The organism is Pseudomonas fluorescens (genome assembly GCF_902497625.1).
GTDB classification, from domain to species: domain Bacteria; phylum Pseudomonadota; class Gammaproteobacteria; order Pseudomonadales; family Pseudomonadaceae; genus Aquipseudomonas; species Aquipseudomonas fluorescens_BQ.
On sequence record NZ_CABVGX010000025.1, the window covers coordinates 1 to 21781 of the forward strand.

Sequence of the window (21781 nt, forward strand, 5' to 3'; positions counted from 1 at the left end):
GCCACAGAGAGGCCCATTGCTACAGGGAGCGCCATTGCCACAGAGAGGCCCATTGCTACAGAGAGCGCCATTGCCACAGAGAGGCCCATTGCTACAGAGAGCGCCATTGCCACAAAGAGCCGCATTGCCCCAGAGAGCGCCACTGCCACAAAGGGCCCCTCGGCACAAAAAAACCTTGCCACAGGTAAGCCTGAAACCATGAGACCTTTCGTAGCATGACTAAAACCATCGCCATCGTTGTCTTCGCAGGCGTCCAGTCGCTGGACGTCACCGGTCCCATGGATGTGTTTTCCGAAGCCAATCGCTTCCTTGCCCCGCAGGATCACTATCGGCTGGAAGTGATCGGCGTCGAGCGCGGAGCCATGGCCTGTTCCAACGGTTTGTCACTTAACGCCCATCGGCATTTCAGCGAGGCGCTCGAGGCGTATGACTTGTTGCTGGTAGCGGGTGGTCCGCAGCTGCCTTTCATGGACTTCGGAGCAGCCTTCGATGCCTGGCTACGCGAGGCTTGCGCCCGGGCGCAGCGTTTCGGCTCGATCTGCAACGGCGCTTTCATGCTCGCCCGGGCCGGGTTGCTGCAGGGCAGGACGGTGACCACTCATTGGGTCGACGCAGCGGCGTTAACGGCGTTGTGCCCTGGCACGCAGGTTGAAGCGGATCGGCTGTACGTGCAGGACTGCGAGCTGTACACCTCGGCCGGGGTCACGGCGGGAATTGATTTGTCACTGTACCTGCTGGCCCGCGATCACGGAGCGGAAGTCGCGCTGAGCGTGGCGAAGCGATTGGTGGTATTCACGCAGCGCTCGGGTGGGCAATCGCAGTTCAGTCCATTCCTTACGCCCCACGCTGAACCGACGTCAGCGGTGGCCATGGTCCAGCATTACGTCCTGGCCAATCTCACGGGCGATCTGACGATTGCCGACCTGGCGAACGCGGCCAACATGAGCGCGCGCAATTTTTCCCGGGTGTTTGCCAGGGAGGCGAAAATCACCCCGGCGGAGTTTGTCGAGCGGGCAAGAGTGGATGCGGCGCGGGTGCTGCTTGAGAGCACCCGGTCGCCATTGAAGACCGTGGCCTACCAATGCGGTTTTCGCGATGCCCAGCACATGCGCAGTGTCTTCAATCGCAGACTTGGAGTAACGCCGCAGCAGTTCAGGCTAAATTTTGCGGCGATGGTTTAAGCGGTTATTTTGAGTGCCCGTGAGTGCCTCCTCGGCGAATCGCCGCCCGGAGCAAGCGCGCTTTCACAATCAAACCGAGCCTCTCTGAGCAGCTCGGTCACCTGTGGGAGCGGGCTCGCTCGCGAAAGCGGCCCTGACAACAACACTTATTGCCCGGAGCGCCTCGGCAGCAGCTTCAGGGTGCTGCGCGTATTGGCCATGACTTCTTCATCATTGAGATACGCCTGGAAATACATCCCTTCGATATACGCCTCGGCCTGATCTTCATAATGCTTGTCCAGCGGCACGCCGCTCTGGCCAACCGGGTTGACGGTCAGGCTGTGCGCCGGGTCGGCGAAATCGATCAGGCGGCGTGTCGAGGGGCCGTAAGTCACGGGCCACGGCGCGGGACCGATTTTCGATGACAGGTTGTTCGGCACTTCATGGCTGCCCGGCGCGGCGAATGGTCCGACGTTGAACACGCGATCCAGCGGCTTCTGCTGACCCAGCGGATGGCCGTGCGTCAGCGTGTGCGCCTTGCCCCACTGCCATTGCGCAGCATCGCCTCCCAGTGTGGTCCGAAGGTGCGCAAGGCTCGCTTGCCACGCCAGCTTGACCGTATCGGCGCGAGTTTCCTTGCCAGCGGTAGTGCGGTTATCCCACCACGGCGAGTTGGCGTCTGCGGCCAGACGTGGCAACGCGGCATCGATCACCCGGGTCGAAAGCAGCGTTTCGAAAAAGTCATTACCCAGCTCATCGTGCATCGTCGCGTCGGCCAGGTTGAACAGCAACTGGTTGAACAGCGTGGCGCTGGTGGAATCCAGCGGGTAGTCACCCTTCCACTGTGCCAGTTGCTCAATCATTTTCAGCTCGGCCGCATCGCTGGCCACTTCGCGCAGTACCGGCAACAACGGTGCGAGCAAGCGTGGGCCGTACGTGGTGGTGGTGCCCAGCTGCAGCTGCTTGCTCGCTTGCAGATCCCATTTGATGTTCTTGTCGCTGAGTTCACGGTTGAGCTGCTGCCCGCGATCGGCGAGGTTGTAATAGCCTGGAATCTCGATGCCCACCGGTGACACCGGCTGGAAGTTAGCCGAGACAATGTAGCCACGCGCCGGGTTTTCTTCCTGCGGATTGGCGCTGAACGGGTAGAAACCATCCTTGTCTGCCTCAGCGCTACCACCATCGAGGATGAACCACGGCCGCACGCCCGCCGGACGCTTCGGCAGTTGCGCCGCCGCCCACCAGCCGATGTCGCCCTTGGCGTTGGCCCAGACGATGTTCAGGCCCGGCGCCTGAACCTTGGCGGCGGCACTGCGTGCCTTGGCGAGGGTGTCGGCGCGGTTGAGCTGATAAAAACCTTCAAGGATCGGGTTTTCGCTTTCGAGGAAGCCCCACCACATGGCAATCGGGGTTTTGCCAGCGTTCTTGCCCAGTGCGTCATTGACGATCGGACCATGCGGCGACTGGCGCAGCACCAGCGTCACCGGTGCCTGGCCTTTGACCGCGATCTGCTGCTCGGTGGTCACCATGTCCACCCAGTTGCCGCGATACCAGACCTGGTTTGGATTGTCCGGATTGACCTTTTCGGCAATCAGATCCAGATCGTCATTCTGGAACATAGTGATGCTCCAGCCGAAATGGCTGTTCAAGCCGAGGGAAGCGAACGGCATCAGCGCCTGATAGTGACCGTAAAGGTCAAAGCCTGGCGCCGAAAGTTGCGCTTCGTACCACACCGAGGGCGCTGAGAAGCGAATATGCGGATCGCCGGCCAATAGCGGTTTGCCACTTTTAGTGCGGCTACCGGCAACCACCCAGGCGTTGCTGCCTTCGAACTGCGGCAATCCGTTATCGGCCAGCACCTGCTCGCTCAGACGGGCGAGGGCATTAAGGTCTTGCCAGTCCACACTGGCAAGGTGCGGCACGACGCTGCCCGGGTTTTTTGCCAGTGCACCGTTGGGCTGCCAATCCAGTTCGAAGACTTTCAGGTACTCGGGGCCGAGCTGATCGCGCACGTAGGTCAGCAATGGTTCGGTGCGAAACGCTGCAGCAAAACTGTAGGCCATGTAGCCGGCGATGCTGATGGTGTCCTGCGCGGTAAACGGGCGCCTGGAAATGCCGAGCGTATCGAACTCGGCAGGCTTGGCGCGGCTGTCCTGATACTGGTTGATGCCGTCGAGGTAGGCCTGCATGGCGATGAACGTTGGCGATTGCTTGTCCAGGTTCGTCAGATAGGTTTCGGCGCGTTCGCGAATGCGCAGGCTGCGCATCAGCTTGTCGGTGTCGAGCAGTTTCGGGCCGAGCACTTCGGCGAGTTCGCCACGGGCGAGGCGGCGCAGGATTTCCATCTGGAACAGCCGATCCTGGGCGTGCACATAGCCGAGGGCGCGGTACAGATCAGGCTCGTTTTCGGCGCGAATATGCGGAACACCACGCTCGTCGTAGCGCACGGTGACTGAGCCCTGCAGGTGCTGCAACTCGACCACGCCCTGGCGTGTCGGCTGCTTGCTGTAGACGTACCAGCCGATCCCGGCGGCCAGCACGACGATCAGCAGGACAAGTACGGTCAGCAGACGCTTCATGAGAATTCCTTGTTATTGTTATGTGGGGCAGCGGTTCCCTGGCGCCACTGTTTAACACGGCTTGCTGGCTCGGCCCATCACCCTTAGGAGGGATTCGTATTGCCGGGTTTGTCATGCTTCGTGGTGTCAGCCTGCCACGGGCAGTAACACCCCACCGCTAGCGTGTGTGTGGCATTCACGGCTCGACCTTCGTTAAGCGCCTGCAGAATTGGCTCGATAAAACTGTTACCCGAATTGCACGTCAGCCCTTCGCTGTACGGGCCGAAATACGCCAGTTTGCCGCTGCGATCCCAGATTGCCACGGCGGGACTGGCGGGGATCTGTTCTGCGCCGGGTAAAACCGTGATGGTTTTCAGATCGCCGAGAATGTCCGGCAACTGGCCGTGGCTGCCGGGTTTTTGCACCGCATAAAATTCAACGCCTTGCGGCTCGTAGCGGGCGACCAGTTCGGTGAGGTGTTGTTGATTGCCGACATTGCACGGGCAGGCCGGATCCCAGAAATGCACGAGGCGGATCGCGCCGGCGCCGGCGAGCTGATCGGGCAGGCGCAAGGGGTCGCCGGAAAACACCGCCGTGTGCGAACTGAAGGCGCGCAGGTAACGGCCCTGAAACCAGTCATACGCTGCCCACAGAACACCGGCACACACGAGAACGAGCAGGGTGGCGAGCAGTGGGGTGCGGTAAGGCGAGCGCATGGGTGGGTGTCCTCGAAGATCGCCCAGCTTGCCATGCTTGCCGCAACAGATGAATATCGCAGGCCCATAAAGTCCGTTTCATGTTCTGGAATCATCCATGGCTGCCCACTTCGACCCCGATATTCTGCGTGCCAGCCTGCGACCCTTGGTCGAATGGCAGCCGCTGTCGGAACAGGCGCAGGCTTATCGACGCTTCTACGGTGTGGATTTTCCGGGGCGCGAATTGCGCAGTGGTCTGGGGCGATTCGAGGTGGGCAGTTACGAAGTGGTCAGCCAGGTCTGGTGGCCAGCACGGGTGAAGGCGACGCTGCTGCTGTTCCATGGTTTCTACGATCACACCGGGCTGTATCGGCACGTGATCGAGTGGGCGCTGGATCAGGATTTTGCGGTGATTGCCTGCGACTTGCCGGGTCATGGACTGTCCAGCGGTGAACGGGCGAGCATCAAGGATTTCGCTGAGTATCAGGATACGTTGCAGAGACTGTTGGTCGAGGCGCAGGCGCTGGATTTGCCAAAGCCGTGGCACTTGTGCGGGCAAAGTACTGGTGGTGCGATCGTGATTGATCACGTTTTGCATGCCGGCGCGGACAGCCCGGCCCAAGGTCAGGTGATCCTCTTGTCGCCGCTGGTGCGACCGCGCGCATGGGGCTGGTCGCAGCTCAGCTATTACGTGCTCAAGCCTTTCGTCAAAGGCATCGCGCGGCGGTTCAGCGAAAACTCCAACGATCCGGATTTTCTCCCGTTCCTGCAGGCCGATCCACTGCAGCCTCGGCGTTTACCGACGGCGTGGGTTGGCGCCCTGGCGCGGTGGATCAAGAGAATCGAAGCTGCACCGGCCAGCACCCGGAGCCCGCTGATTGTGCAGGGTCAGGCGGACATGACGGTGGATTGGGTGCACAATCTGGCTGTCTTGAATGCCAAGTTTGATCGACCGCAGGTGTTGATGTTGCCGCAGGGGCGACATCATTTGGCGAACGAGACGTTGGCGATGCGGCGGGAGTATTTCGGATTTTTGAGCAAGTGGATCAATAGCCGAGGTGTTTAGTGGCGGTTCCGGCGTCTTCGTCGGATCGCCGCCAGGGGCAAGCCTCGCTTCCACAGTTGACCGAGTTGTCCTTAAGGATTCTGCCCCACCGCCAAGCCCGCCCGAATCGCGGCCAGTGCTGCCTGGTAATACGCCTTGCCTTCAGTCGACTCGGCAAACGTCGCAAATTCTTCCAGTTCGTTATCCGACAGGTCGCGGTAGACGTACAGCAGCGTGTTATTCACATCGCTGCCGATCTGGTCCATCAAACGCTGGCGTTGCCCGTTCAACATGCCCTGCGCCTGACCGCCACCGAGCAGGCCGGGGATCATCGAGCTCAGGCTGTCGGCCGCGACACCGGCGATGGCCAGGCTGACTTCCGCACCCGCTTCGCGCGCCGGCAATGCCTGGGCCAGGTGGCCAATGATCAGTTGGCGGTTATCGCTGACCTGCATCTTCGGCAGACCCTGGGCGTTTTTCGCCAGTTGATCGCGCCGGGTCGCGAGCAATTCGGCTGCGACGATTTTCTTGCCCAAGGGCGACTGAAAAAAGGCCAGGGCGGGTTGCGGATCGGCGAGTGTCTTGCGCAGTTGCGCTTCAGCACGCAGGTCCACAGCCTGTGGTGCAAAGCGTTTGTTGCTGTTGTTCACCAGGGCCTGAAAGACCGCCGGCGGCAGGCTGTTCTGATAGCGCTGCTGCGCCGCCGAGAGGGCGTCGTTGAAATGCGCACGTTGTTCCGGCCAGCCGGCAACCTTGTAGAGCTGGTCATAGCCGTCTGCCCAGGCGGGCATTACGCAGAACATCAGCAGTGAGAAAAGCAAACGGCGCATAGGGACTCCTGTCAGCAGGCGACTATTCTCCGTGTGGCATCCGGACTTGTCGAGAATTCGTATCAAGGCGCTGCGCGGCTCTGTCGGATTTTCGGGCACAGGAATACTATGCGCGCCATGCAAATACCCTCTGACCACCCGCTGCTGTTACGTATCGTCGACGACCTGGCCGAACAGGGCTGGTCGCAGCAGAATATCTTCCTGCCTCTGGATCTGACCGGAGCACTGGCGGCCGAGTGCCGCAAACGTGCTGCCGAAGGTGAACTGGCCCCGGCTGCAGTGGGGCGCGGGCCGTCGTCGGAGATTCGCGAAGGCATTCGCGGTGATCACATTCAGTGGATCGAGCCCGGTCAGGCGCTGCCTTGCGACAGCTACCTGCAACTGATGGACAGCCTGCGCGAGGCGATGAATCGCGGTTTGTACCTGGGCCTTGAAGACTTCGAAAGCCATTTTGCGATGTACCCGCCCGGAGCTTTTTATCTCAAGCACGTCGACCGTTTTCGCGACGACGACCGGCGCATGGTTTCGGCAGTGGTCTACCTCAATGACGCCTGGTTGCCGGAGCATGGTGGTCAGCTGCGCATGTACCTCAAGAATGACGTTGAATACGATGTGGTGCCCACCGGTGGCTGCCTCGTGGTGTTCCTCTCGGGCGAAGTGCCCCACGAAGTGTTGCCGGCAACGCGCGACCGCCTGTCTCTGACGGGTTGGTTTCGGCGTCGCGGCAACGAGCCGTTCTTATCATGCAAATGATCCTGGTAAGCCGCTGTCTGCTCGGGCACCGCGTACGCTACGACGGCGGGGCCAGCGGACCGTTTGATCAGCTTCAGCAGTGGCTGGATGAAGGTCGAGTAGTACCGCTGTGCCCGGAAGTGGCCGGAGGTTTGCCGACACCGCGGGCGGCGGCGGAAATTCCCGGCGGGCAGGGGAGTGAAGTGCTGGATGGGCGGGCTGCGGTGATCACGACGGATGGCGAGGATGTCAGTACGCAGTTTCTGAGCGGTGCTTTTCAAGCGCTGACGTTAGTGCGCGAGCACGGTATTCGCGTTGCGGTGTTGAAGGCCAACAGCCCATCCTGCGGCAATTTGTTTACCTATGACGGGACGTTCAGTGGCGTGAAGGTCAGCGGCGAAGGTGTGACGGCTGCGTTGCTCAAACGCCATGGCGTGCAGGTTTTCAGTGAGCTGGAGTTGCCACAAGCGGTCGAAGCGCTGATCGCACAAGCCTGAAGTCACAACCCCTGTGGGAGCGAGCCTGCTCGCGATAGCGGTTTGTCAGTCGACATCTCTTCCGGCTGCCGGCCTCATCGCGAGCTAGCTCGCTCCCACGGGGTAAGCCGCTGACTCGAAGATCAGGGTTTCGGGTTCGCGGTGGAATCCGCCTTCAACCACTTCTGCTCCAGCGCCTCCAGTCGTCCATCGGCCTTGATCCGCTGCAATGCGTTTTCCAGGCTGGCGTGGAACGCCGGGTTACCTTTTTGAAAAGGAATCGCCAAGCTCACCTTAGGCGCTGCTTTCGGCGCGGCTTGCTGCAACGATTGCACCAACACCATCGGCCGTGGTGGCTCGTCGTTCTGTGCGAGCAGTTGCCCATCAGCTACTGCATAGGGTTCGCTGAAGTCGAAACGATCCTTGAGATCCGGGGTCAGTGCTATGTGATTGATGGCGACGTCGTACTTGCCACTCTCGACGCCTGCCAGCAGATCATTGGCATCGGTGACGACGAAGTCGGCGCGTACATCCAGTTCGCTGGCCAGCATCTGGCCCAGCTCGACTTCGAAGCCTGCGAGTTTGCCATCGTCTTTGTAATTGAAGGGCGGTGTATTCGCCTCAAGGGCGATGCGCAGTTCGCCGCGGTCGTTGACGTCGTCGATCAGTTCGGCATGAGCCAGCGGGCTCAAAAGGGGTAGCAGGCAGATCAGGCCAGGCAGAAAGCGCATGGTCACTCCTTTGAATTCATTATCGCGAGACTCAGGGTCAGGCTCGCTTTGCTATGGTTATGCGTGCCTTCGACAACGAATGGTCATGAAGTTGTCATGACCGAGCGGATTTTACGGAAAAACTGGAGAAGAAAATGAAAACCTTTATGTCACGCGCCGCTTTCGCTGGCCTGTTGCTGAGTGCTTCGATGTTGGCGACCGCTGCGACGCCCGCTCCAAAAGGGGCAGAAGCGTTCATTGTTTCCCCTGAAGATGGCGCTACTGTGTCGCAGGAGTTCAAGGTCAAATTCGGCGTCAAACACATCTCATTGGCACCAGCGGGCGACGTTACCAAAAACACCGGGCACCATCACCTGCTGATCGACGTCGATAAACTGCCTCCTGCGGGCGCGCCGATTCCAACCGATGCCAACCACATGCATTTCGGCAAGGCACAAACCGAAGCCACCATCAAGCTGGCGCCGGGCAAGCATACCTTGCAGCTCGAACTGGGCGACGCCGGTCACATGCCGTTCGATCCGCCGATCGTGTCGGAGAAGATCACGGTCAATGTGAAATAAAAAACGGGAGCCCTTTTGGGGCTCCCGTTTTTATAGCTGCAAGCTTCAAATCATAAGCGGCAAGTCAAAGCAACAGCGAACTCAGCTTGCCGCTTGAAGCTTGCCACTTGCAGCTGCTCCTCCTAGAACAACACCCGGCAACGAATGGTGCCATTGATGTGCTGCAACTTTTCCTGGGCAATTTCCGAGTAGTCGGCATCGACGTCGATCACGACGTAGCCGACTTTTTCGTTGGTTTGCAGGAACTGACCGGAAATGTTGATACCGTTTTCGGCGAACACCTTGTTGATTTCGCTCATCACACCCGGAATGTTTTCGTGGATGTGCAGCAGACGGTGCTTGCCAGGGTGAGCCGGCAAGGCCACTTCCGGGAAGTTGACCGACGATACCGACGTACCGTTGTCGCTGTACTTGACCAGTTTTTCCGCCACTTCCAGACCGATGTTGGCTTGCGCCTCAGCGGTGGAGCCACCGATGTGCGGGGTCAGGATCACATTGTCCAGGCCACGCAGCGGGCTTTCGAACTCTTCATCGTTGGAGCGTGGCTCCACCGGGAATACGTCGATGGCGGCGCCGATCAGGTGCTTGTCCTTGATCGCATCCGCCAGCGCTTGCAATTCGACCACGGTGCCGCGAGCGGCGTTGATCAGGATGCCGCCCTTCTTGATCGCGCGAATTTCTTTCTCGCCGATCATCCACTGGGTGGCCGCCGTTTCCGGCACATGCAGGGTGACGATGTCGGACATGCCGAGCAACTCGTGCAGATTGTTGACCTGGGTCGCGTTACCCAGGGGCAGCTTGGTCACGGTGTCGTAGAAATACACCTGCATGCCCAGGCCTTCCGCGAGAACCGAAAGTTGCGTACCGATCGAGCCGTACCCGATGATACCCAGCTTCTTGCCACGGATTTCGAAGGAATTGGCTGCGCTCTTGATCCAGCCGCCACGGTGGCAGGATGCGTTTTTCTCAGGGATGCCGCGCAGCAACAGGATTGCCTCGGCCAGCACCAGCTCGGCCACGGAGCGGGTGTTGGAGTAGGGCGCGTTGAACACCGCAATGCCACGTTCGCGCGCTGCGTTGAGGTCGACCTGGTTGGTGCCGATGCAGAAACAGCCGACCGCCACCAGCTTCTTCGCGTGATCGAAGATTTCCTCGGTCAGTTGCGTGCGAGAGCGAATGCCGATGAAATGCGCATCAGCGATCTTTTCCTTCAGCTGGGCTTCCGGCAGAGAACCCGTGAGGTACTCGATGCTGGTGTAGCCCGCCGACTTGAGGACGTCGACAGCCGATTGGTGGACGCCTTCGAGAAGAAGGAACTTGATCTTGCTCTTATCGAGAGAAGTCTTGCTCATCTGCGTAAACCTGTATCCCGGAAAAAAATGGCAGGAGATAGCCAGCAGACGCTGACCCGGACGGCAAAGCCGTCGCCGCAGAACAGCCGTTGGGCACTATCCTGCGGGGTCGATATGCTAGCATAGGCGCCCCGCTAAACACTCATTCCTGCGACGTGAAGCGTTCTCAGGATGACCATGAATTGTTCGAGAGTTCTGTCGATGACCGATCCTGCGCTGATTGATGAGCTGAAGACCCTGGTTGAGCCTGGCAAGGTGCTGACCGACGCCGACTCCCTCAATGCTTACGGCAAGGACTGGACCAAGCATTTCGCCCCGGCACCTTCTGCGATCGTGTTCCCCAAGAGCACCGAACAGGTCCAGGCCATCGTGCGTTGGGCCAATGCACACAAGGTTGCACTGGTGCCATCGGGCGGTCGCACCGGACTTTCCGCCGCCGCCGTCGCTGCGAATGGCGAAGTGGTGGTGTCTTTCGACTACATGAACCAGATTCTCGAGGTCAACCTGACTGATCGCACAGCGGTCTGTCAGCCGGGCGTGGTTACCGAACACCTGCAGAACGTTGCTGAAGAAAAAGGCCTGTATTACCCGGTTGATTTCGCTTCGGCAGGTTCCAGCCAGATCGGCGGCAATATCGGCACCAATGCCGGCGGAATCAAGGTGATTCGCTACGGCATGACCCGCAACTGGGTCGCCGGCATGAAAGTCGTCACCGGTAAGGGCGATGTGCTCGAACTCAATCGCGACCTGATCAAGAACGCCACCGGCTACGACATGCGTCAGTTGTTCATCGGCGCCGAAGGCACGCTCGGCTTCGTGGTGGAAGCGACCATGCGCCTCGACCGCGCCCCGAAAAATCTCACCGCCATGGTTCTCGGCACCGCCGACTTCGACGCGATCATGCCGGTGCTGCACGCCTTCCAGAGCAAACTCGACCTGACCGCCTTCGAATTCTTTTCCGACAAGGCTCTGGCCAAAGTCATGGGCCGTGGTGACGTGCCGCTGCCGTTCGAAACCGATTGCCCGTTCTATGCATTGCTGGAATTCGAAGCGACCACCGAAGAGGTGGCCAACCACGCCCTGGAAACCTTCGAGCACTGTGTAGAGCAAGGCTGGGTGCTGGATGGCGTCATGAGCCAGAGCGAAACCCAGCTGCAGAACCTGTGGAAGCTGCGCGAGTACATCTCCGAAACCATTTCCCACTGGACGCCCTACAAGAACGACATTTCGGTCACTGTGTCGAAAGTCCCGGCGTTCCTGAAGGAGATCGACGCGATCGTCGGCGAACACTATCCGGACTTCGAAATTGTCTGGTTCGGCCACATCGGCGATGGCAACCTGCACCTGAACATCCTCAAGCCGGAAAACCTGAGCAAGGACGAGTTCTTCGCCAAGTGCGCGACCGTCAACAAGTGGGTGTTTGAAACCGTCGAGAAGTACAACGGTTCGATTTCCGCCGAACACGGCGTGGGCATGACCAAGCGTGACTACCTGACCTACAGCCGCTCGCCGGTTGAGATCGAGTACATGAAAGCCGTCAAAGCGGTGTTCGACCCGAACGGCATCATGAATCCGGGCAAGATCTTCGCAGTTTGATTTCGAACTTAAGTGCAACGAATCAGGAGTCGGTCAATGAGCTATCAGCACCAGTATGTCGACGGTACCCGTATTCACTTCCCGCTGGGGAAAGTGGTGTGCATCGGCCGCAACTACGCCGAACACGCCAAGGAGCTGGACAATCCGGTGCCTACCGAGCCGCTGCTGTTCATCAAGCCGGGCAGTTGCGTGGTGCCGCTGGAAGGTGGTTTCAGCATTCCGACCGAGCGCGGCTCAGTGCACTACGAAGCGGAAATCGCGGTGCTTGTCGGCAAGCCGTTGTCGACCAAGCCGAGCCGCGAAGAGGTGCTCGACGCCATTTCCGGTTTTGCCCCGGCGCTGGACCTGACCCTGCGTGACAAGCAGGCCGAGCTGAAATCCAAAGGTCTGCCGTGGGAAATCGCCAAGTCGTTCGACGGCGCCGCAGTGATCGCCCCATTCGTTTCCGGCAGCCATTTTGCCGACCTGACCGACATCGGCATCCGCCTGACCATCAACGGCGAAGTGCGCCAGGATGGCAACAGCAAGGACATGCTCAACCCGATCGTACCGATGATCCAATACATGGCCGGTTGCTTCTCGCTGCAAGCGGGTGACGTGATCCTCACTGGCACACCGGTAGGGGTTGGCCCGCTGAATGTCGGCGACGAACTGGTTCTGGAATTACCGGGCGCCAGCAGCTTCAACAGCAGCGTCCGCTAGTCCCTACACCGCAATACCCTGTGGGAGCGAGCCTGCTCGCGAATGCGCTAAGTCATTCAACATTTTTATTGAATGTGCTGGACAGTTCGCGGGCAGGCTCGCTCCCACAATGATGCGCGGGTCATGCACAGGTGTGCCTTTTTCCGTTTTTTTTCACATTTTGACTGGATAATTCCGGGGCCACCTGCCGCTTCGCCGGTTCCTTATGTGCTATTACCTTCGCCCTGTATCCCTGGAACATGCCCTCGATGCCGACCCAGCCTTTTCCCAAGCTTGAAACTTCTCGCCGCCCGCGCTTTTTCATGCGCTGGTATGTCTGGCTTTTACTGATCCTGGCAGCCGCCTATGGCCTCGCCTTTGCGATGCATTGGGATGACCGCGGCGTGCTGTGGTTGCTCGAGGGTTTCGAAAGCCCGGCGGAGCGTAAGGACAGCATCTGGCTGCCGGATTACAAGGCGGTGATTGATGCGAAAGCGTTGCCCGGCATGGAAAAGGACGAAGCGTCCGACATCGCCTACAACCCGCAATCCAAAACCCTGTTTTCGGTGATGGGCAAGAATCCGTTTCTGGTCGAGCTGAATTTGCAGGGCGACGTGCTGCGCAAAATGCCGTTGGTGGGCTGGAGCAATCCGGAAGCGTTGACGGTCATGGACAATGGTCTGCTGGCTATCGTCGATGAGCGCGAGCATGTTTTGTCCATCGTCAAGGTTGAAGCCGATACCCGTGAGCTCAATATCGCCAGCTTCCCTAAATACGACCTGGGCCCTTCCGAAGACCAGAACAAGGCGTTTGAAGCGATTGCCTGGGACGCCGGCCGTCGACAGATCCTGCTGGGCGAAGAACGTCCGCCGGCATTGTTCACCTGGAACAGCGACGGCAGCCAGACGCTCACCGGCGACAAGCAGAAGCTCGCCAGCGACGAACTGGATATCCGCAACCTGTCGGCGCTGGCCATCGACCCGCGCACCGGTCACACGCTGGTGCTGTCTGCCGATTCACACCTGTTGCTGGAACTCGACGAGACGGGCGAGCAGGTCAGTTTCATGACCTTGCTGGGCGGTTTCAACGGGTTGAAAAAAACCATCCCGCGCGCCGAGGGCGTGACCATGGACGAGGCGGGCACGCTGTACATCGTCAGTGAGCCGAACCTGTTTTATCGATTCGAAAAGCAGCACTGATCAATTAGTTTGTAGGAAATACGACGCTTTGTTGTAGGCCAAGGCTAATGGCCATTAAGCTTCAATTCAGACTGCCGTGGTATTTCATCCGCCCGTCCTGATTCCGAGCTTCCCTGAATGCGCCGACTTGCCCGTCCCAAACCCTTGATTATGATGTTCGGGGTCTTTGCTCTGATCGTGCTGATTGCGATTGGCCAGTTCATGCGCCTGTTCGAGCGCGCCTGGTTCAATGTGAACACCCTTTGGCAAGCCGAAAGCGCCCAATCCATCGGGCTCGATCACTACAGGGTCACGGTTGAGGCGCGGGTCATCGATGGGCTCAACGATAATGTCTCTGCCCTGACGTACGATCCTGTGCGCAAGAGCCTGTTTACGGTGACCAATAAAGACTCCGAACTGGTTGAGCTGTCGCTGGAGGGCCAGATCATTCGGCGTATTTCTTTAATTGGTTTCGGCGATCCGGAGGCGGTGGAGTTCATCAGCGCCGATACTTATGTGATCACCGACGAACACCAGCAACGCTTGATCAAGATTCATCTGGACGAAGAAACGACGTTCCTGGACGCAGCCGATGCCGAGCAGATGACGCTGGGTGTGCATATGAACGGCAATAAAGGCTTTGAAGGGCTGGCGTACGATTCGGTGGGCAAGCGTCTGTTTGTCGCCAAAGAACGCGACCCGATGCTGATTTATGAAGTTCAGGGTTTTCCTCATTACAATCCAGAAAAATCCTACGCGGTGCACGTGGTGAACAACCCGAAGCGCGATGCCGGAATGTTCGTGCGCGATCTGTCCAGCCTGCAATACGACGAGCGCAGCGGGCATTTGCTGGCGCTGTCGGATGAGTCGCGGCTGATTCTGGAACTGGATGTGGACGGGCGGCCCCTGAGCACCATGTCATTGAGCAAGGGGCGTCAGGGATTGCAGAAGACTGTGCCGCAAGCGGAAGGCATCGCCATGGATGACGACGGCACGATGTACCTGGTGAGCGAGCCGAACCTGTTCTACGTCTTCAAAAAACCGGTACAACCCTGACCAACACCCCGAAACAACTGTGGGAGCGAGCCTGTCGCGAAGGCGGTCGGTCAGCCGACATCTCCATCGACTGATGCTGCCCCTTCGCGAGCAGGCTCGCTCCCACAGGTTTTGCGTTGGTCTTACTGGGCGCGCAAGGTTTTCACACCTTCGCTGGTGCCCAAGAGCAACAGATCCGCCGGACGCGCCGCAAACAAACCGTTGGTGACCACGCCCACAATCGCATTGATCTGCGTTTCCAGCTCCACCGGGTTGGTGATCTGCATGTTGAACACATCCAGAATGATGTTGCCGTTATCGGTCAGCACGCCTTCGCGGTAAACCGGGTCGCCGCCGAGCTTCACCAGCTCGCGGGCCACGTGGCTACGAGCCATCGGGATCACTTCGACCGGCAGCGGGAACGCGCCGAGGACCGGCACCAGTTTGCTGCCATCGGCGATGCAGATGAAGGTCTTGGCCACAGCGGCGACGATCTTCTCGCGCGTCAGCGCAGCGCCGCCGCCCTTGATCAGATTCAGGTGCTCATCGCTTTCATCGGCGCCATCGACATAGAACTCAAGGTCGCTGACGGTGTTCAGTTCGTACACCGGAATGCCATGTCCCTTCAGGCGCGCGGCAGTCGCTTCGGAGCTGGCGACCGCGCCGTCGAACGCACCTTTGTGCTTCGCCAGGGCATCGATGAAACAGTTGGCGGTGGAGCCAGTGCCAATCCCAACGATGCTCTTGTCATCGAGTTTCGGGAGGATGAGGTCGACGGCGGCCTGAGCCACTGCCTGTTTGAGTTGATCCTGGTTCATGCGGGCTCCGAAGTGCCGAGAGGACGAAAGGCCGGCATTATAAGCTTCAGGACGGGGGAGGTCATTGCCCGATTGGCCGGTGCGGCGGTATGTCAGTGGGAGTTTTATTTTGTGGCGAGGGGGCTAGCTTGTGGCGAGGGGGCTTGCCCCCGTTGGAGCGCGAAGCGCTCCCCGGCATTCTTTCAGGCAGACCTCATTCGCACATTTTTACGACTGCTTTGCAGCCGAACGGGGGCAAGCCCCCTCGCCACAGTGGATGTGCTGCAAAGGGGCAAGCCCCCTCGCCACAGTGGATGTGCTGCAAAGGGGCAAGCCCCCTCGCCACAGTGGATCTGCTGCAAAGGGGGCAAGCCCCCTCGCCACAGTGGATCTGCTGCAAAGGGGGCAAGCCCCCTCGCCACAGTGGATCTGCTGCTAAGGGGGCAAGCCCCCTCGCCACAATGAGTCTCCATCGCCTATGGAGGGTTAAAACCACCGGTTTAGTGTGGTCGCCCGGCCGAAAGCCGGGTTAGACTCCTTGGCCCTGCCCAAACCGCTCAGTGATGTTTTCCGATGCTCGAACAGTACGTCAAAAAGATCCTCACCTCGCGCGTTTATGACGTTGCCGTAGAAACCCCGTTGCAGACTGCCCGTCAGCTCTCCGAGCGGCTGGGCAACAGCATTTGGCTCAAGCGTGAAGACTTGCAGCCGGTGTTCTCGTTCAAGATTCGCGGCGCTTACAACAAGCTCACTCAGTTGAGCGACGAGGAACGTGCCCGTGGCGTCGTGACCGCGTCGGCGGGCAACCACGCGCAAGGCCTGGCGCTGGCGGCGAAGGTATTAGGCGTGAAAGCGACCATCGTCATGCCCAAGACCACCCCGGAAATCAAAGTCGAAGGCGTGCGCTCACGTGGCGGCAAAGTGGTCCTGCACGGGGATTCGTTTCCGGAAGCCCTGGCCTACTCGCTGAAGCTGGTCGATGAAAAAGGCTACGTTTACATTCACCCCTATGACGATCCCCACACCATTGCCGGGCAGGGCACGGTGGCGATGGAAATTCTGCGCCAGCACCCTGGCCGCCTGGATGCGATTTTCGTTCCGGTAGGCGGTGGCGGGCTGATCGCCGGTATCGCCGCTTACGTGAAATACCTGCGCCCGGAAATCAAAATCATCGGCGTCGAGCCAGACGACTCCAACTGCTTGCAGATGGCCATGGCGGCCGGCGAGCGCGTGGTGTTGCCAACCGTTGGCATTTTTGCCGACGGCGTTGCCGTGGCGCAGATCGGTCAATATACGTTTGAAATCTGCAAAGATCATGTCGATGAAGTGATTACTGTCAGCACTGACGAAATCTGTGCGGCCATCAAGGATATCTACGATGATACCCGCTCGATCACCGAACCTGCCGGCGCACTCGGCGTTGCCGGGATCAAAAAATACGTCGAGCAGCACGGGCTTGCCGGCCACACCTTCGTCGCGATCGATTCAGGTGCCAACGTCAACTTTGACCGTTTGCGCCATGTTGCCGAGCGCGCCGAACTGGGCGAGGGTCGCGAAGCCATTATCGCCGTGACCATCCCGGAGAAACCGGGCAGTTTCAAGGCGTTCTGCGAAGCCATCGGCAAACGCCAGATCACAGAATTCAACTACCGCTACAACACCGGCAGCGAAGCGCACATCTTCGTCGGAGTACAGACCCACCCGGACAACGACCCGCGCAGTGCACTGCTCGCCAGTCTGACCGAGCAGGGTTTTCCAGTGCTCGACCTGACCGACAACGAGTTGGCCAAGTTGCACATTCGCCACATGGTCGGCGGGCGTGCGGCGCACGTTGTCGATGAGGTAGTGCTGCGTTTCGAATTCCCGGAGCGTCCGGGCGCGTTGTTCAATTTTCTCAGCAAACTCGGCGGGCGCTGGAATATCTCGATGTTCCATTACCGCAACCACGGCGCGGCGGATGGTCGCGTGGTGGCCGGGCTGCAGGTGCCTCACGACGAGCGTCATCTGGTTCCAGCAGCACTTGAGGAAATCGGCTACCCGTATTGGGATGAAAGCGACAACCCGGCCTATCAGCTGTTTCTTGGCTGAGTGGCTACGCTGATGGCAAGTCATAGGGAAATCGAACCATGGATACGTTAACCGCCCTGAAAATGGCGCACACCGCGGCGACAGCAATCATGTTCGGCTGTGCACTGGGCCTGGCGATATGGGTCTGGCAAACGCGGCGTAGTGGTGATGCGACTGCTGCGGCGCGCACGCTGCAACGGCCACGGCTGTTCGTCTGGCTGCTGATGGGCTTGGCATTGTTGAGTATGCCGTTCACGGGTTGGTGGATGGTGCATCTGGTGGGCTGGCCGCTGGGGCAGACGTGGTTACTGGCCTCGAGTGTGCTTTACACGGTGGCGGCGCTGGGCTGGTTCTGGCTATTGGTGCGGTTGAACAAGTTGCGCAAGGCGTCGGGCGGGAGCGGCAAGTTCACCTTTGCGTTAGCGTTATTCAGCTTCGTCTGTTTCGTCGCGATTGCCGGACTGATGGGTGCCAAGCCGGTTTAGCGCGGACCGTGTAGCAGCTGCCGAGGCACGAGGCTGCGTTGCGGTCCCGCAGGACCAGCCATAGGGGCCGCTTCGCAGCCCATCGCAGCCTCGTGCCTCGGCAGCTGCTACAGGTGATGTCAGTCGCGCAATGACATCACCGGCCAGCCACGCTTCTGTGCTTCGGCGCGCAAATTCGGGTCCGGATCCACCGCCACCGGGTTCGCCACCTGCTCAAGCAACGGCAAATCATTCATGGAGTCGCTGTAGAAATAGCTGTCCTCCAGTGAATGCCCGGTCTCTTCCAACCAACGATTCAGCCGCGTCACCTTGCCTTCACGGAAGCAGGGAACGTCAGTGCTGCGCCCGGTGTAACGGCCATCGACCATCTCGCATTCGGTGGCGATCAGGGTGTCGACGCCCAGGCGCAACGCGATCGGCGCGGTCACAAAGCGGTTGGTGGCAGTGATGATGACCAGTTTGTCGCCGGCGTCGCGGTGCTTGGCCAGCAGGTCCATGGCCTTTGGCAGCACGATCGGCTCGATGCAGTCGCGCATGTAATCCAGGTGCCACTGGGTCAGCGTGGCCATCTCGGTGCGGCCGAGCACTTCCAGGCAAAAATTCAGATATGCGTCATTGTCCAGCTTGCCAGCCAGGTAATCCTGATAGAACTCGTCGTTGCGAGCCTTGTAGGCCACGGCGTCGAGGAAGCCGCGCTCGCACAGGTAATCGCCCCAGGCGTGGTCACTGTCGCCGCCCAAAAGCGTGTTGTCCAAGTCGAATAAAGCCAGGCGCATTGCGGTTGCTCGCTGAAAAGTCTGTAGAAAGGCGTCCAGAATACGGACTTTTCACAAGAGTGCACATAAGGTAGGCAGCCTCGTTGCTGCCTTCACGACCTTTGTGGAACAATGCGACAACATGCGTTTGCGAGGTTGTTGCCGTGATCGACCCCGATGGTTTCCGCCCCAATGTCGGGATCATTCTCACGAATGATGCTGGACAGGTGCTATGGGCTCGCCGTATCAATCAAGATGCCTGGCAGTTTCCACAGGGAGGGATCAACCCCCAGGAGACGCCGGAAGACGCCTTGTACCGCGAGTTGAACGAAGAAGTCGGACTGGAGCGCGAGGATGTTGAAATACTCGCCTGCACCCGGGGCTGGTTGCGCTATCGTTTGCCGCAACGTCTGGTCAGGACCCACAGCCAACCGCTGTGCATCGGCCAGAAACAGAAATGGTTTCTCCTGCGCCTGATCTCCAACGAGCAGCGGGTGCGGATGGATTTGACCGGTAAACCGGAATTCGATGGCTGGCGCTGGGTCAGTTATTGGTATCCGTTGGGCCAGGTGGTGACATTCAAGCGCGAGGTGTATCGACGCGCTCTCAAAGAGCTTGCCCCGCGCCTTTTATCGCGCGACTGACGACGGAGTTCGACCCCGAGCCATGCTCAATACGCTGCGCAAGATCGTCCAGGAAGTTAACTCCGCCAAGGATCTCAAGGCGGCGTTGGGCATTATTGTGCTGCGCGTCAAAGAGGCGATGGGCAGTCAGGTCTGCTCGGTCTACCTGCTTGACCCCGAGACCAATCGATTCGTGCTGATGGCCACCGAGGGCCTCAACAAGCGCTCGATCGGCAAGGTCAGCATGGCCCCGAACGAAGGTCTGGTCGGTCTGGTCGGTACCCGTGAAGAACCCTTGAACCTGGAAAACGCTGCGGGTCACCCGCGTTATCGTTACTTCGCCGAAACCGGTGAGGAGCGTTATGCATCTTTCCTCGGCGCACCGATCATTCACCACCGCCGCGTCGTCGGCGTGCTGGTCATTCAGCAAAAAGAGCGTCGCCAGTTCGATGAAGGTGAAGAAGCCTTCCTGGTGACCATGAGTGCGCAACTCGCCGGCGTTATCGCCCACGCCGAGGCCACCGGTTCGATCCGCGGTCTGGGCCGTCAGGGCAAAGGCATTCAGGAGGCAAAGTTCGTCGGCGTACCAGGCTCGCCGGGTGCGGCGGTCGGTACTGCGGTGGTCATGTTGCCGCCAGCCGATCTGGACGTGGTGCCGGACAAGACCATCACCGACATTACCGCCGAGCTGGGGCTGTTCAAGACCGCCATCGAAGGCGTGCGCGCCGACATGCGTGCGTTGTCCGCCAAACTCGCGAATCAGCTGCGCCCGGAAGAGCGCGCGCTGTTCGATGTCTACCTGATGATGCTCGACGATGCCTCGCTCGGCAGCGAAATCACCACCGTGATCAAGACCGGCCAGTGGGCGCAGGGCGCATTGCGTCAGGTGGTCACTGAACACGTCAACCGTTTCGAGTTGATGGACGACGCCTACCTGCGTGAGCGTGCCTCCGACGTCAAGGACCTCGGCCGTCGCTTGCTGGCCTATCTCCAGGAAGAACGTCAGCAGACGCTCGTCTACCCCGACAACACCATTCTGATCAGCGAAGAACTGACGCCGGCGATGCTCGGCGAGGTGCCGGAAGGCAAGCTGGTCGGTCTGGTTTCGGTCCTCGGCTCGGGCAACTCGCACGTGGCGATCCTGGCGCGTGCCATGGGCATTCCGACGGTGATGGGCTTGGTCGATCTGCCGTATTCCAAGGTCGACGGCATCCAGATGATCGTCGACGGTTACCACGGCGAGGTCTATACCAACCCCAGCGATGTGCTGCGCAAGCAATTCGCCGAAGTGGTCGAGGAAGAAAAACAACTTTCGCTCGGGCTGGATGCGCTGCGTGATCTGCCGTGCGTAACGCTCGATGGCCACCGCATGCCACTGTGGGTCAACACCGGCCTGCTGGCGGACGTTGCACGCGCACAAAAACGCGGCGCCGAAGGCGTGGGCCTGTACCGCACCGAAGTGCCGTTCATGATCAACCAGCGCTTCCCGAGCGAAAAGGAGCAGTTGGCGATCTATCGCGAGCAGCTTTCCGCGTTCCATCCACAACCGGTGACCATGCGCAGCCTGGACATCGGCGGTGACAAGTCGCTGTCGTACTTCCCGATCAAGGAAGACAACCCGTTCCTCGGCTGGCGCGGAATTCGGGTGACCCTCGACCACCCGGAAATCTTCCTGGTGCAGACCCGCGCGATGCTCAAGGCCAGTGAAGGCTTGAACAATCTGCGTATTCTGCTGCCGATGATCTCCGGCACTCATGAACTCGAAGAAGCCCTGCACCTGATCCATCGGGCCTGGGGCGAAGTGCGCGACGAAGGCACCGATGTGCCGATGCCGCCGATTGGCGTGATGATCGAGATCCCGGCGGCGGTGTATCAGACCAAGGAACTGGCGCGTCAGGTGGACTTCCTGTCGGTCGGATCCAACGACTTGACCCAATACTTGCTGGCGGTTGACCGCAACAATCCAAGGGTCGCCGATCTCTACGACTACCTGCACCCGGCTGTGCTTCAGGCCCTGCAGAACGTGGTGCGCGACGCACACGCCGAAGGCAAGCCGGTGAGTATCTGCGGGGAAATGGCCGGTGACCCGGCAGCGGCAGTGTTGTTGATGGCGATGGGTTTTGACAGCCTGTCGATGAACGCCACCAACCTGCCGAAAGTGAAGTGGATGCTGCGCCAGATCAATCTGAGCAAGGCCAGGGAATTGCTGGCTGAGCTGATGACCATCGACAACCCGCAAGTTATCCACAGCTCGCTGCAATTGGCCCTGAAGAATCTGGGCCTGGCGCGGATGATCAATCCGGCGTCGGCCAAGACTCTCTAAAATGCTGATGGCCTCATCGCGAGCAGGCTCACTCCCACAGGGGGGCTGAGTCGATCACAAAACCCTGTGGGAGCGAGCCTGCTCGCGATGAGGCCAGTCCAG

At 59.7% G+C, this 21781-nt stretch carries 20 protein-coding genes; 13 read left to right on the plus strand and 7 right to left on the minus strand.

The features are described 5' to 3' along the window. Positions 1–215 precede the first annotated feature (215 nt). A complete protein-coding gene (locus F8N12_RS16210; protein WP_150581341.1) occupies positions 216–1181 on the plus strand; it encodes a GlxA family transcriptional regulator in 966 nt (321 codons plus the stop codon). Between the two features lie 146 nt (positions 1182–1327). Here the strand turns inward: F8N12_RS16210 and F8N12_RS16215 are convergent, their stop codons facing one another. Together F8N12_RS16215 and F8N12_RS16220 are read right to left on the minus strand one after the other, a co-directional pair. Further along, the gene (locus tag F8N12_RS16215; RefSeq protein ID WP_150581342.1) at positions 1328–3739 is read right to left on the minus strand and encodes a penicillin acylase family protein; all 2412 of its coding nucleotides are present in this window, start codon (positions 3737–3739) and stop codon (positions 1328–1330) included. Between the two features lie 83 nt (positions 3740–3822). Beyond that, complete coding sequence (locus F8N12_RS16220) at positions 3823–4434, minus strand: DUF6436 domain-containing protein (protein WP_150581343.1); 612 nt, start codon at positions 4432–4434, stop codon at positions 3823–3825. A gap of 97 nt (positions 4435–4531) precedes the next feature. Here F8N12_RS16220 and F8N12_RS16225 point away from each other — a divergent pair, with 97 nt between their 5' ends. Beyond that, positions 4532–5479, plus strand: a complete 948-nt coding sequence (locus tag F8N12_RS16225) for an alpha/beta hydrolase (protein WP_150581344.1) — start codon at positions 4532–4534, stop codon at positions 5477–5479. Positions 5480–5550: 71 nt separating this feature from the next. Here F8N12_RS16225 and F8N12_RS16230 read toward each other — a convergent pair whose 3' ends face one another. After that, complete coding sequence (locus F8N12_RS16230) at positions 5551–6288, minus strand: DUF2059 domain-containing protein (protein ID WP_150581345.1); 738 nt, start codon at positions 6286–6288, stop codon at positions 5551–5553. Between the two features lie 108 nt (positions 6289–6396). Between F8N12_RS16230 and F8N12_RS16235 the strand changes: the two genes are divergently transcribed. Continuing rightward, positions 6397–7041 (plus strand): 2OG-Fe(II) oxygenase, encoded by a 645-nt coding sequence (locus F8N12_RS16235; RefSeq protein WP_150581346.1) that lies wholly within the window; start codon positions 6397–6399, stop codon positions 7039–7041. Beyond that, a complete protein-coding gene (locus tag F8N12_RS16240) occupies positions 7032–7517 on the plus strand; it encodes a DUF523 domain-containing protein (RefSeq protein ID WP_150581347.1) in 486 nt (161 codons plus the stop codon). Before F8N12_RS16235 ends, F8N12_RS16240 begins: the two co-directional genes overlap by 10 nt. 122 nt (positions 7518–7639) lie before the next feature. Here F8N12_RS16240 and F8N12_RS16245 read toward each other — a convergent pair whose 3' ends face one another. Then, the gene (locus F8N12_RS16245; RefSeq protein WP_150581348.1) at positions 7640–8227 is read right to left on the minus strand and encodes a transporter substrate-binding domain-containing protein; all 588 of its coding nucleotides are present in this window, start codon (positions 8225–8227) and stop codon (positions 7640–7642) included. Positions 8228–8361: 134 nt separating this feature from the next. On the opposite strand from F8N12_RS16245, the gene F8N12_RS16250 reads away from it, so the two are divergent. Beyond that, the gene (locus F8N12_RS16250; RefSeq protein WP_150581349.1) at positions 8362–8787 is read left to right on the plus strand and encodes a DUF4399 domain-containing protein; all 426 of its coding nucleotides are present in this window, start codon (positions 8362–8364) and stop codon (positions 8785–8787) included. Between the two features lie 122 nt (positions 8788–8909). On the opposite strand, the gene serA is transcribed toward F8N12_RS16250, so the two are convergent. Continuing rightward, a complete protein-coding gene (gene serA, locus F8N12_RS16255) occupies positions 8910–10139 on the minus strand; it encodes a phosphoglycerate dehydrogenase (protein WP_150581350.1) in 1230 nt (409 codons plus the stop codon). Between the two features lie 201 nt (positions 10140–10340). Between serA and F8N12_RS16260 the strand changes: the two genes are divergently transcribed. The 4 genes from F8N12_RS16260 (at position 10341) to F8N12_RS16275 (ending at position 14650) form a co-directional block, all read left to right on the plus strand. After that, a complete protein-coding gene (locus F8N12_RS16260) occupies positions 10341–11735 on the plus strand; it encodes an FAD-binding oxidoreductase (protein WP_150581416.1) in 1395 nt (464 codons plus the stop codon). 36 nt (positions 11736–11771) lie between these two features. Next, positions 11772–12437 (plus strand): fumarylacetoacetate hydrolase family protein, encoded by a 666-nt coding sequence (locus tag F8N12_RS16265; protein ID WP_150581351.1) that lies wholly within the window; start codon positions 11772–11774, stop codon positions 12435–12437. A gap of 248 nt (positions 12438–12685) precedes the next feature. Further along, complete coding sequence (locus F8N12_RS16270) at positions 12686–13615, plus strand: SdiA-regulated domain-containing protein (RefSeq protein WP_150581352.1); 930 nt, start codon at positions 12686–12688, stop codon at positions 13613–13615. Between the two features lie 117 nt (positions 13616–13732). Next, a complete protein-coding gene (locus tag F8N12_RS16275; protein WP_150581353.1) occupies positions 13733–14650 on the plus strand; it encodes an SdiA-regulated domain-containing protein in 918 nt (305 codons plus the stop codon). Positions 14651–14772: 122 nt separating this feature from the next. On the opposite strand, the gene rpiA is transcribed toward F8N12_RS16275, so the two are convergent. After that, positions 14773–15447, minus strand: a complete 675-nt coding sequence (gene rpiA, locus F8N12_RS16280) for a ribose-5-phosphate isomerase RpiA (protein ID WP_150581354.1) — start codon at positions 15445–15447, stop codon at positions 14773–14775. A 552-nt stretch (positions 15448–15999) separates the two neighbouring features. On the opposite strand from rpiA, the gene ilvA reads away from it, so the two are divergent. Both ilvA and F8N12_RS16295 read left to right on the plus strand, forming a co-directional pair. Then, complete coding sequence (gene ilvA, locus F8N12_RS16290; RefSeq protein WP_150581355.1) at positions 16000–17514, plus strand: threonine ammonia-lyase, biosynthetic; 1515 nt, start codon at positions 16000–16002, stop codon at positions 17512–17514. A 38-nt stretch (positions 17515–17552) separates the two neighbouring features. Next, positions 17553–17978: a DUF2269 domain-containing protein gene (locus F8N12_RS16295; RefSeq protein ID WP_150581356.1), complete on the plus strand. Its 426-nt coding sequence runs from the start codon at positions 17553–17555 to the stop codon at positions 17976–17978. 119 nt (positions 17979–18097) lie between these two features. Here the strand turns inward: F8N12_RS16295 and F8N12_RS16300 are convergent, their stop codons facing one another. Further along, complete coding sequence (locus F8N12_RS16300; RefSeq protein ID WP_150581357.1) at positions 18098–18754, minus strand: HAD family hydrolase; 657 nt, start codon at positions 18752–18754, stop codon at positions 18098–18100. A 143-nt stretch (positions 18755–18897) separates the two neighbouring features. On the opposite strand from F8N12_RS16300, the gene F8N12_RS16305 reads away from it, so the two are divergent. Together F8N12_RS16305 and ptsP are read left to right on the plus strand one after the other, a co-directional pair. Further along, a complete protein-coding gene (locus tag F8N12_RS16305; RefSeq protein ID WP_028623697.1) occupies positions 18898–19377 on the plus strand; it encodes an RNA pyrophosphohydrolase in 480 nt (159 codons plus the stop codon). A gap of 22 nt (positions 19378–19399) precedes the next feature. Beyond that, on the plus strand, positions 19400–21679 hold the full coding sequence (ptsP, locus tag F8N12_RS16310) for a phosphoenolpyruvate--protein phosphotransferase (RefSeq protein ID WP_150581358.1): 2280 nt from the start codon (positions 19400–19402) through the stop codon (positions 21677–21679). The last annotated feature ends 102 nt before the right edge of the window (positions 21680–21781 follow it).

Excerpts from the sequence above, each read along its gene's own strand:
- F8N12_RS16210 (WP_150581341.1), top strand. The coding sequence starts at position 216 with ATGACTAAAACCATCGCCATCGTTGTCTTCGCAGGCGTCCAGTCGCTG.
- F8N12_RS16215 (WP_150581342.1), bottom strand. The coding sequence starts at position 3,739 with ATGAAGCGTCTGCTGACCGTACTTGTCCTGCTGATCGTCGTGCTGGCC.
- F8N12_RS16220 (WP_150581343.1), bottom strand. The coding sequence starts at position 4,434 with ATGCGCTCGCCTTACCGCACCCCACTGCTCGCCACCCTGCTCGTTCTC.
- F8N12_RS16225 (WP_150581344.1), top strand. The coding sequence starts at position 4,532 with ATGGCTGCCCACTTCGACCCCGATATTCTGCGTGCCAGCCTGCGACCC.
- F8N12_RS16230 (WP_150581345.1), bottom strand. The coding sequence starts at position 6,288 with ATGCGCCGTTTGCTTTTCTCACTGCTGATGTTCTGCGTAATGCCCGCC.
- F8N12_RS16235 (WP_150581346.1), top strand. The coding sequence starts at position 6,397 with ATGCGCGCCATGCAAATACCCTCTGACCACCCGCTGCTGTTACGTATC.
- F8N12_RS16240 (WP_150581347.1), top strand. The coding sequence starts at position 7,032 with ATGCAAATGATCCTGGTAAGCCGCTGTCTGCTCGGGCACCGCGTACGC.
- F8N12_RS16245 (WP_150581348.1), bottom strand. The coding sequence starts at position 8,227 with ATGCGCTTTCTGCCTGGCCTGATCTGCCTGCTACCCCTTTTGAGCCCG.
- F8N12_RS16250 (WP_150581349.1), top strand. The coding sequence starts at position 8,362 with ATGAAAACCTTTATGTCACGCGCCGCTTTCGCTGGCCTGTTGCTGAGT.
- serA (WP_150581350.1), bottom strand. The coding sequence starts at position 10,139 with ATGAGCAAGACTTCTCTCGATAAGAGCAAGATCAAGTTCCTTCTTCTC.
- F8N12_RS16260 (WP_150581416.1), top strand. The coding sequence starts at position 10,341 with ATGACCGATCCTGCGCTGATTGATGAGCTGAAGACCCTGGTTGAGCCT.
- F8N12_RS16265 (WP_150581351.1), top strand. The coding sequence starts at position 11,772 with ATGAGCTATCAGCACCAGTATGTCGACGGTACCCGTATTCACTTCCCG.
- F8N12_RS16270 (WP_150581352.1), top strand. The coding sequence starts at position 12,686 with ATGCCGACCCAGCCTTTTCCCAAGCTTGAAACTTCTCGCCGCCCGCGC.
- F8N12_RS16275 (WP_150581353.1), top strand. The coding sequence starts at position 13,733 with ATGCGCCGACTTGCCCGTCCCAAACCCTTGATTATGATGTTCGGGGTC.
- rpiA (WP_150581354.1), bottom strand. The coding sequence starts at position 15,447 with ATGAACCAGGATCAACTCAAACAGGCAGTGGCTCAGGCCGCCGTCGAC.
- ilvA (WP_150581355.1), top strand. The coding sequence starts at position 16,000 with ATGCTCGAACAGTACGTCAAAAAGATCCTCACCTCGCGCGTTTATGAC.
- F8N12_RS16295 (WP_150581356.1), top strand. The coding sequence starts at position 17,553 with ATGGATACGTTAACCGCCCTGAAAATGGCGCACACCGCGGCGACAGCA.
- F8N12_RS16300 (WP_150581357.1), bottom strand. The coding sequence starts at position 18,754 with ATGCGCCTGGCTTTATTCGACTTGGACAACACGCTTTTGGGCGGCGAC.
- ptsP (WP_150581358.1), top strand. The coding sequence starts at position 19,400 with ATGCTCAATACGCTGCGCAAGATCGTCCAGGAAGTTAACTCCGCCAAG.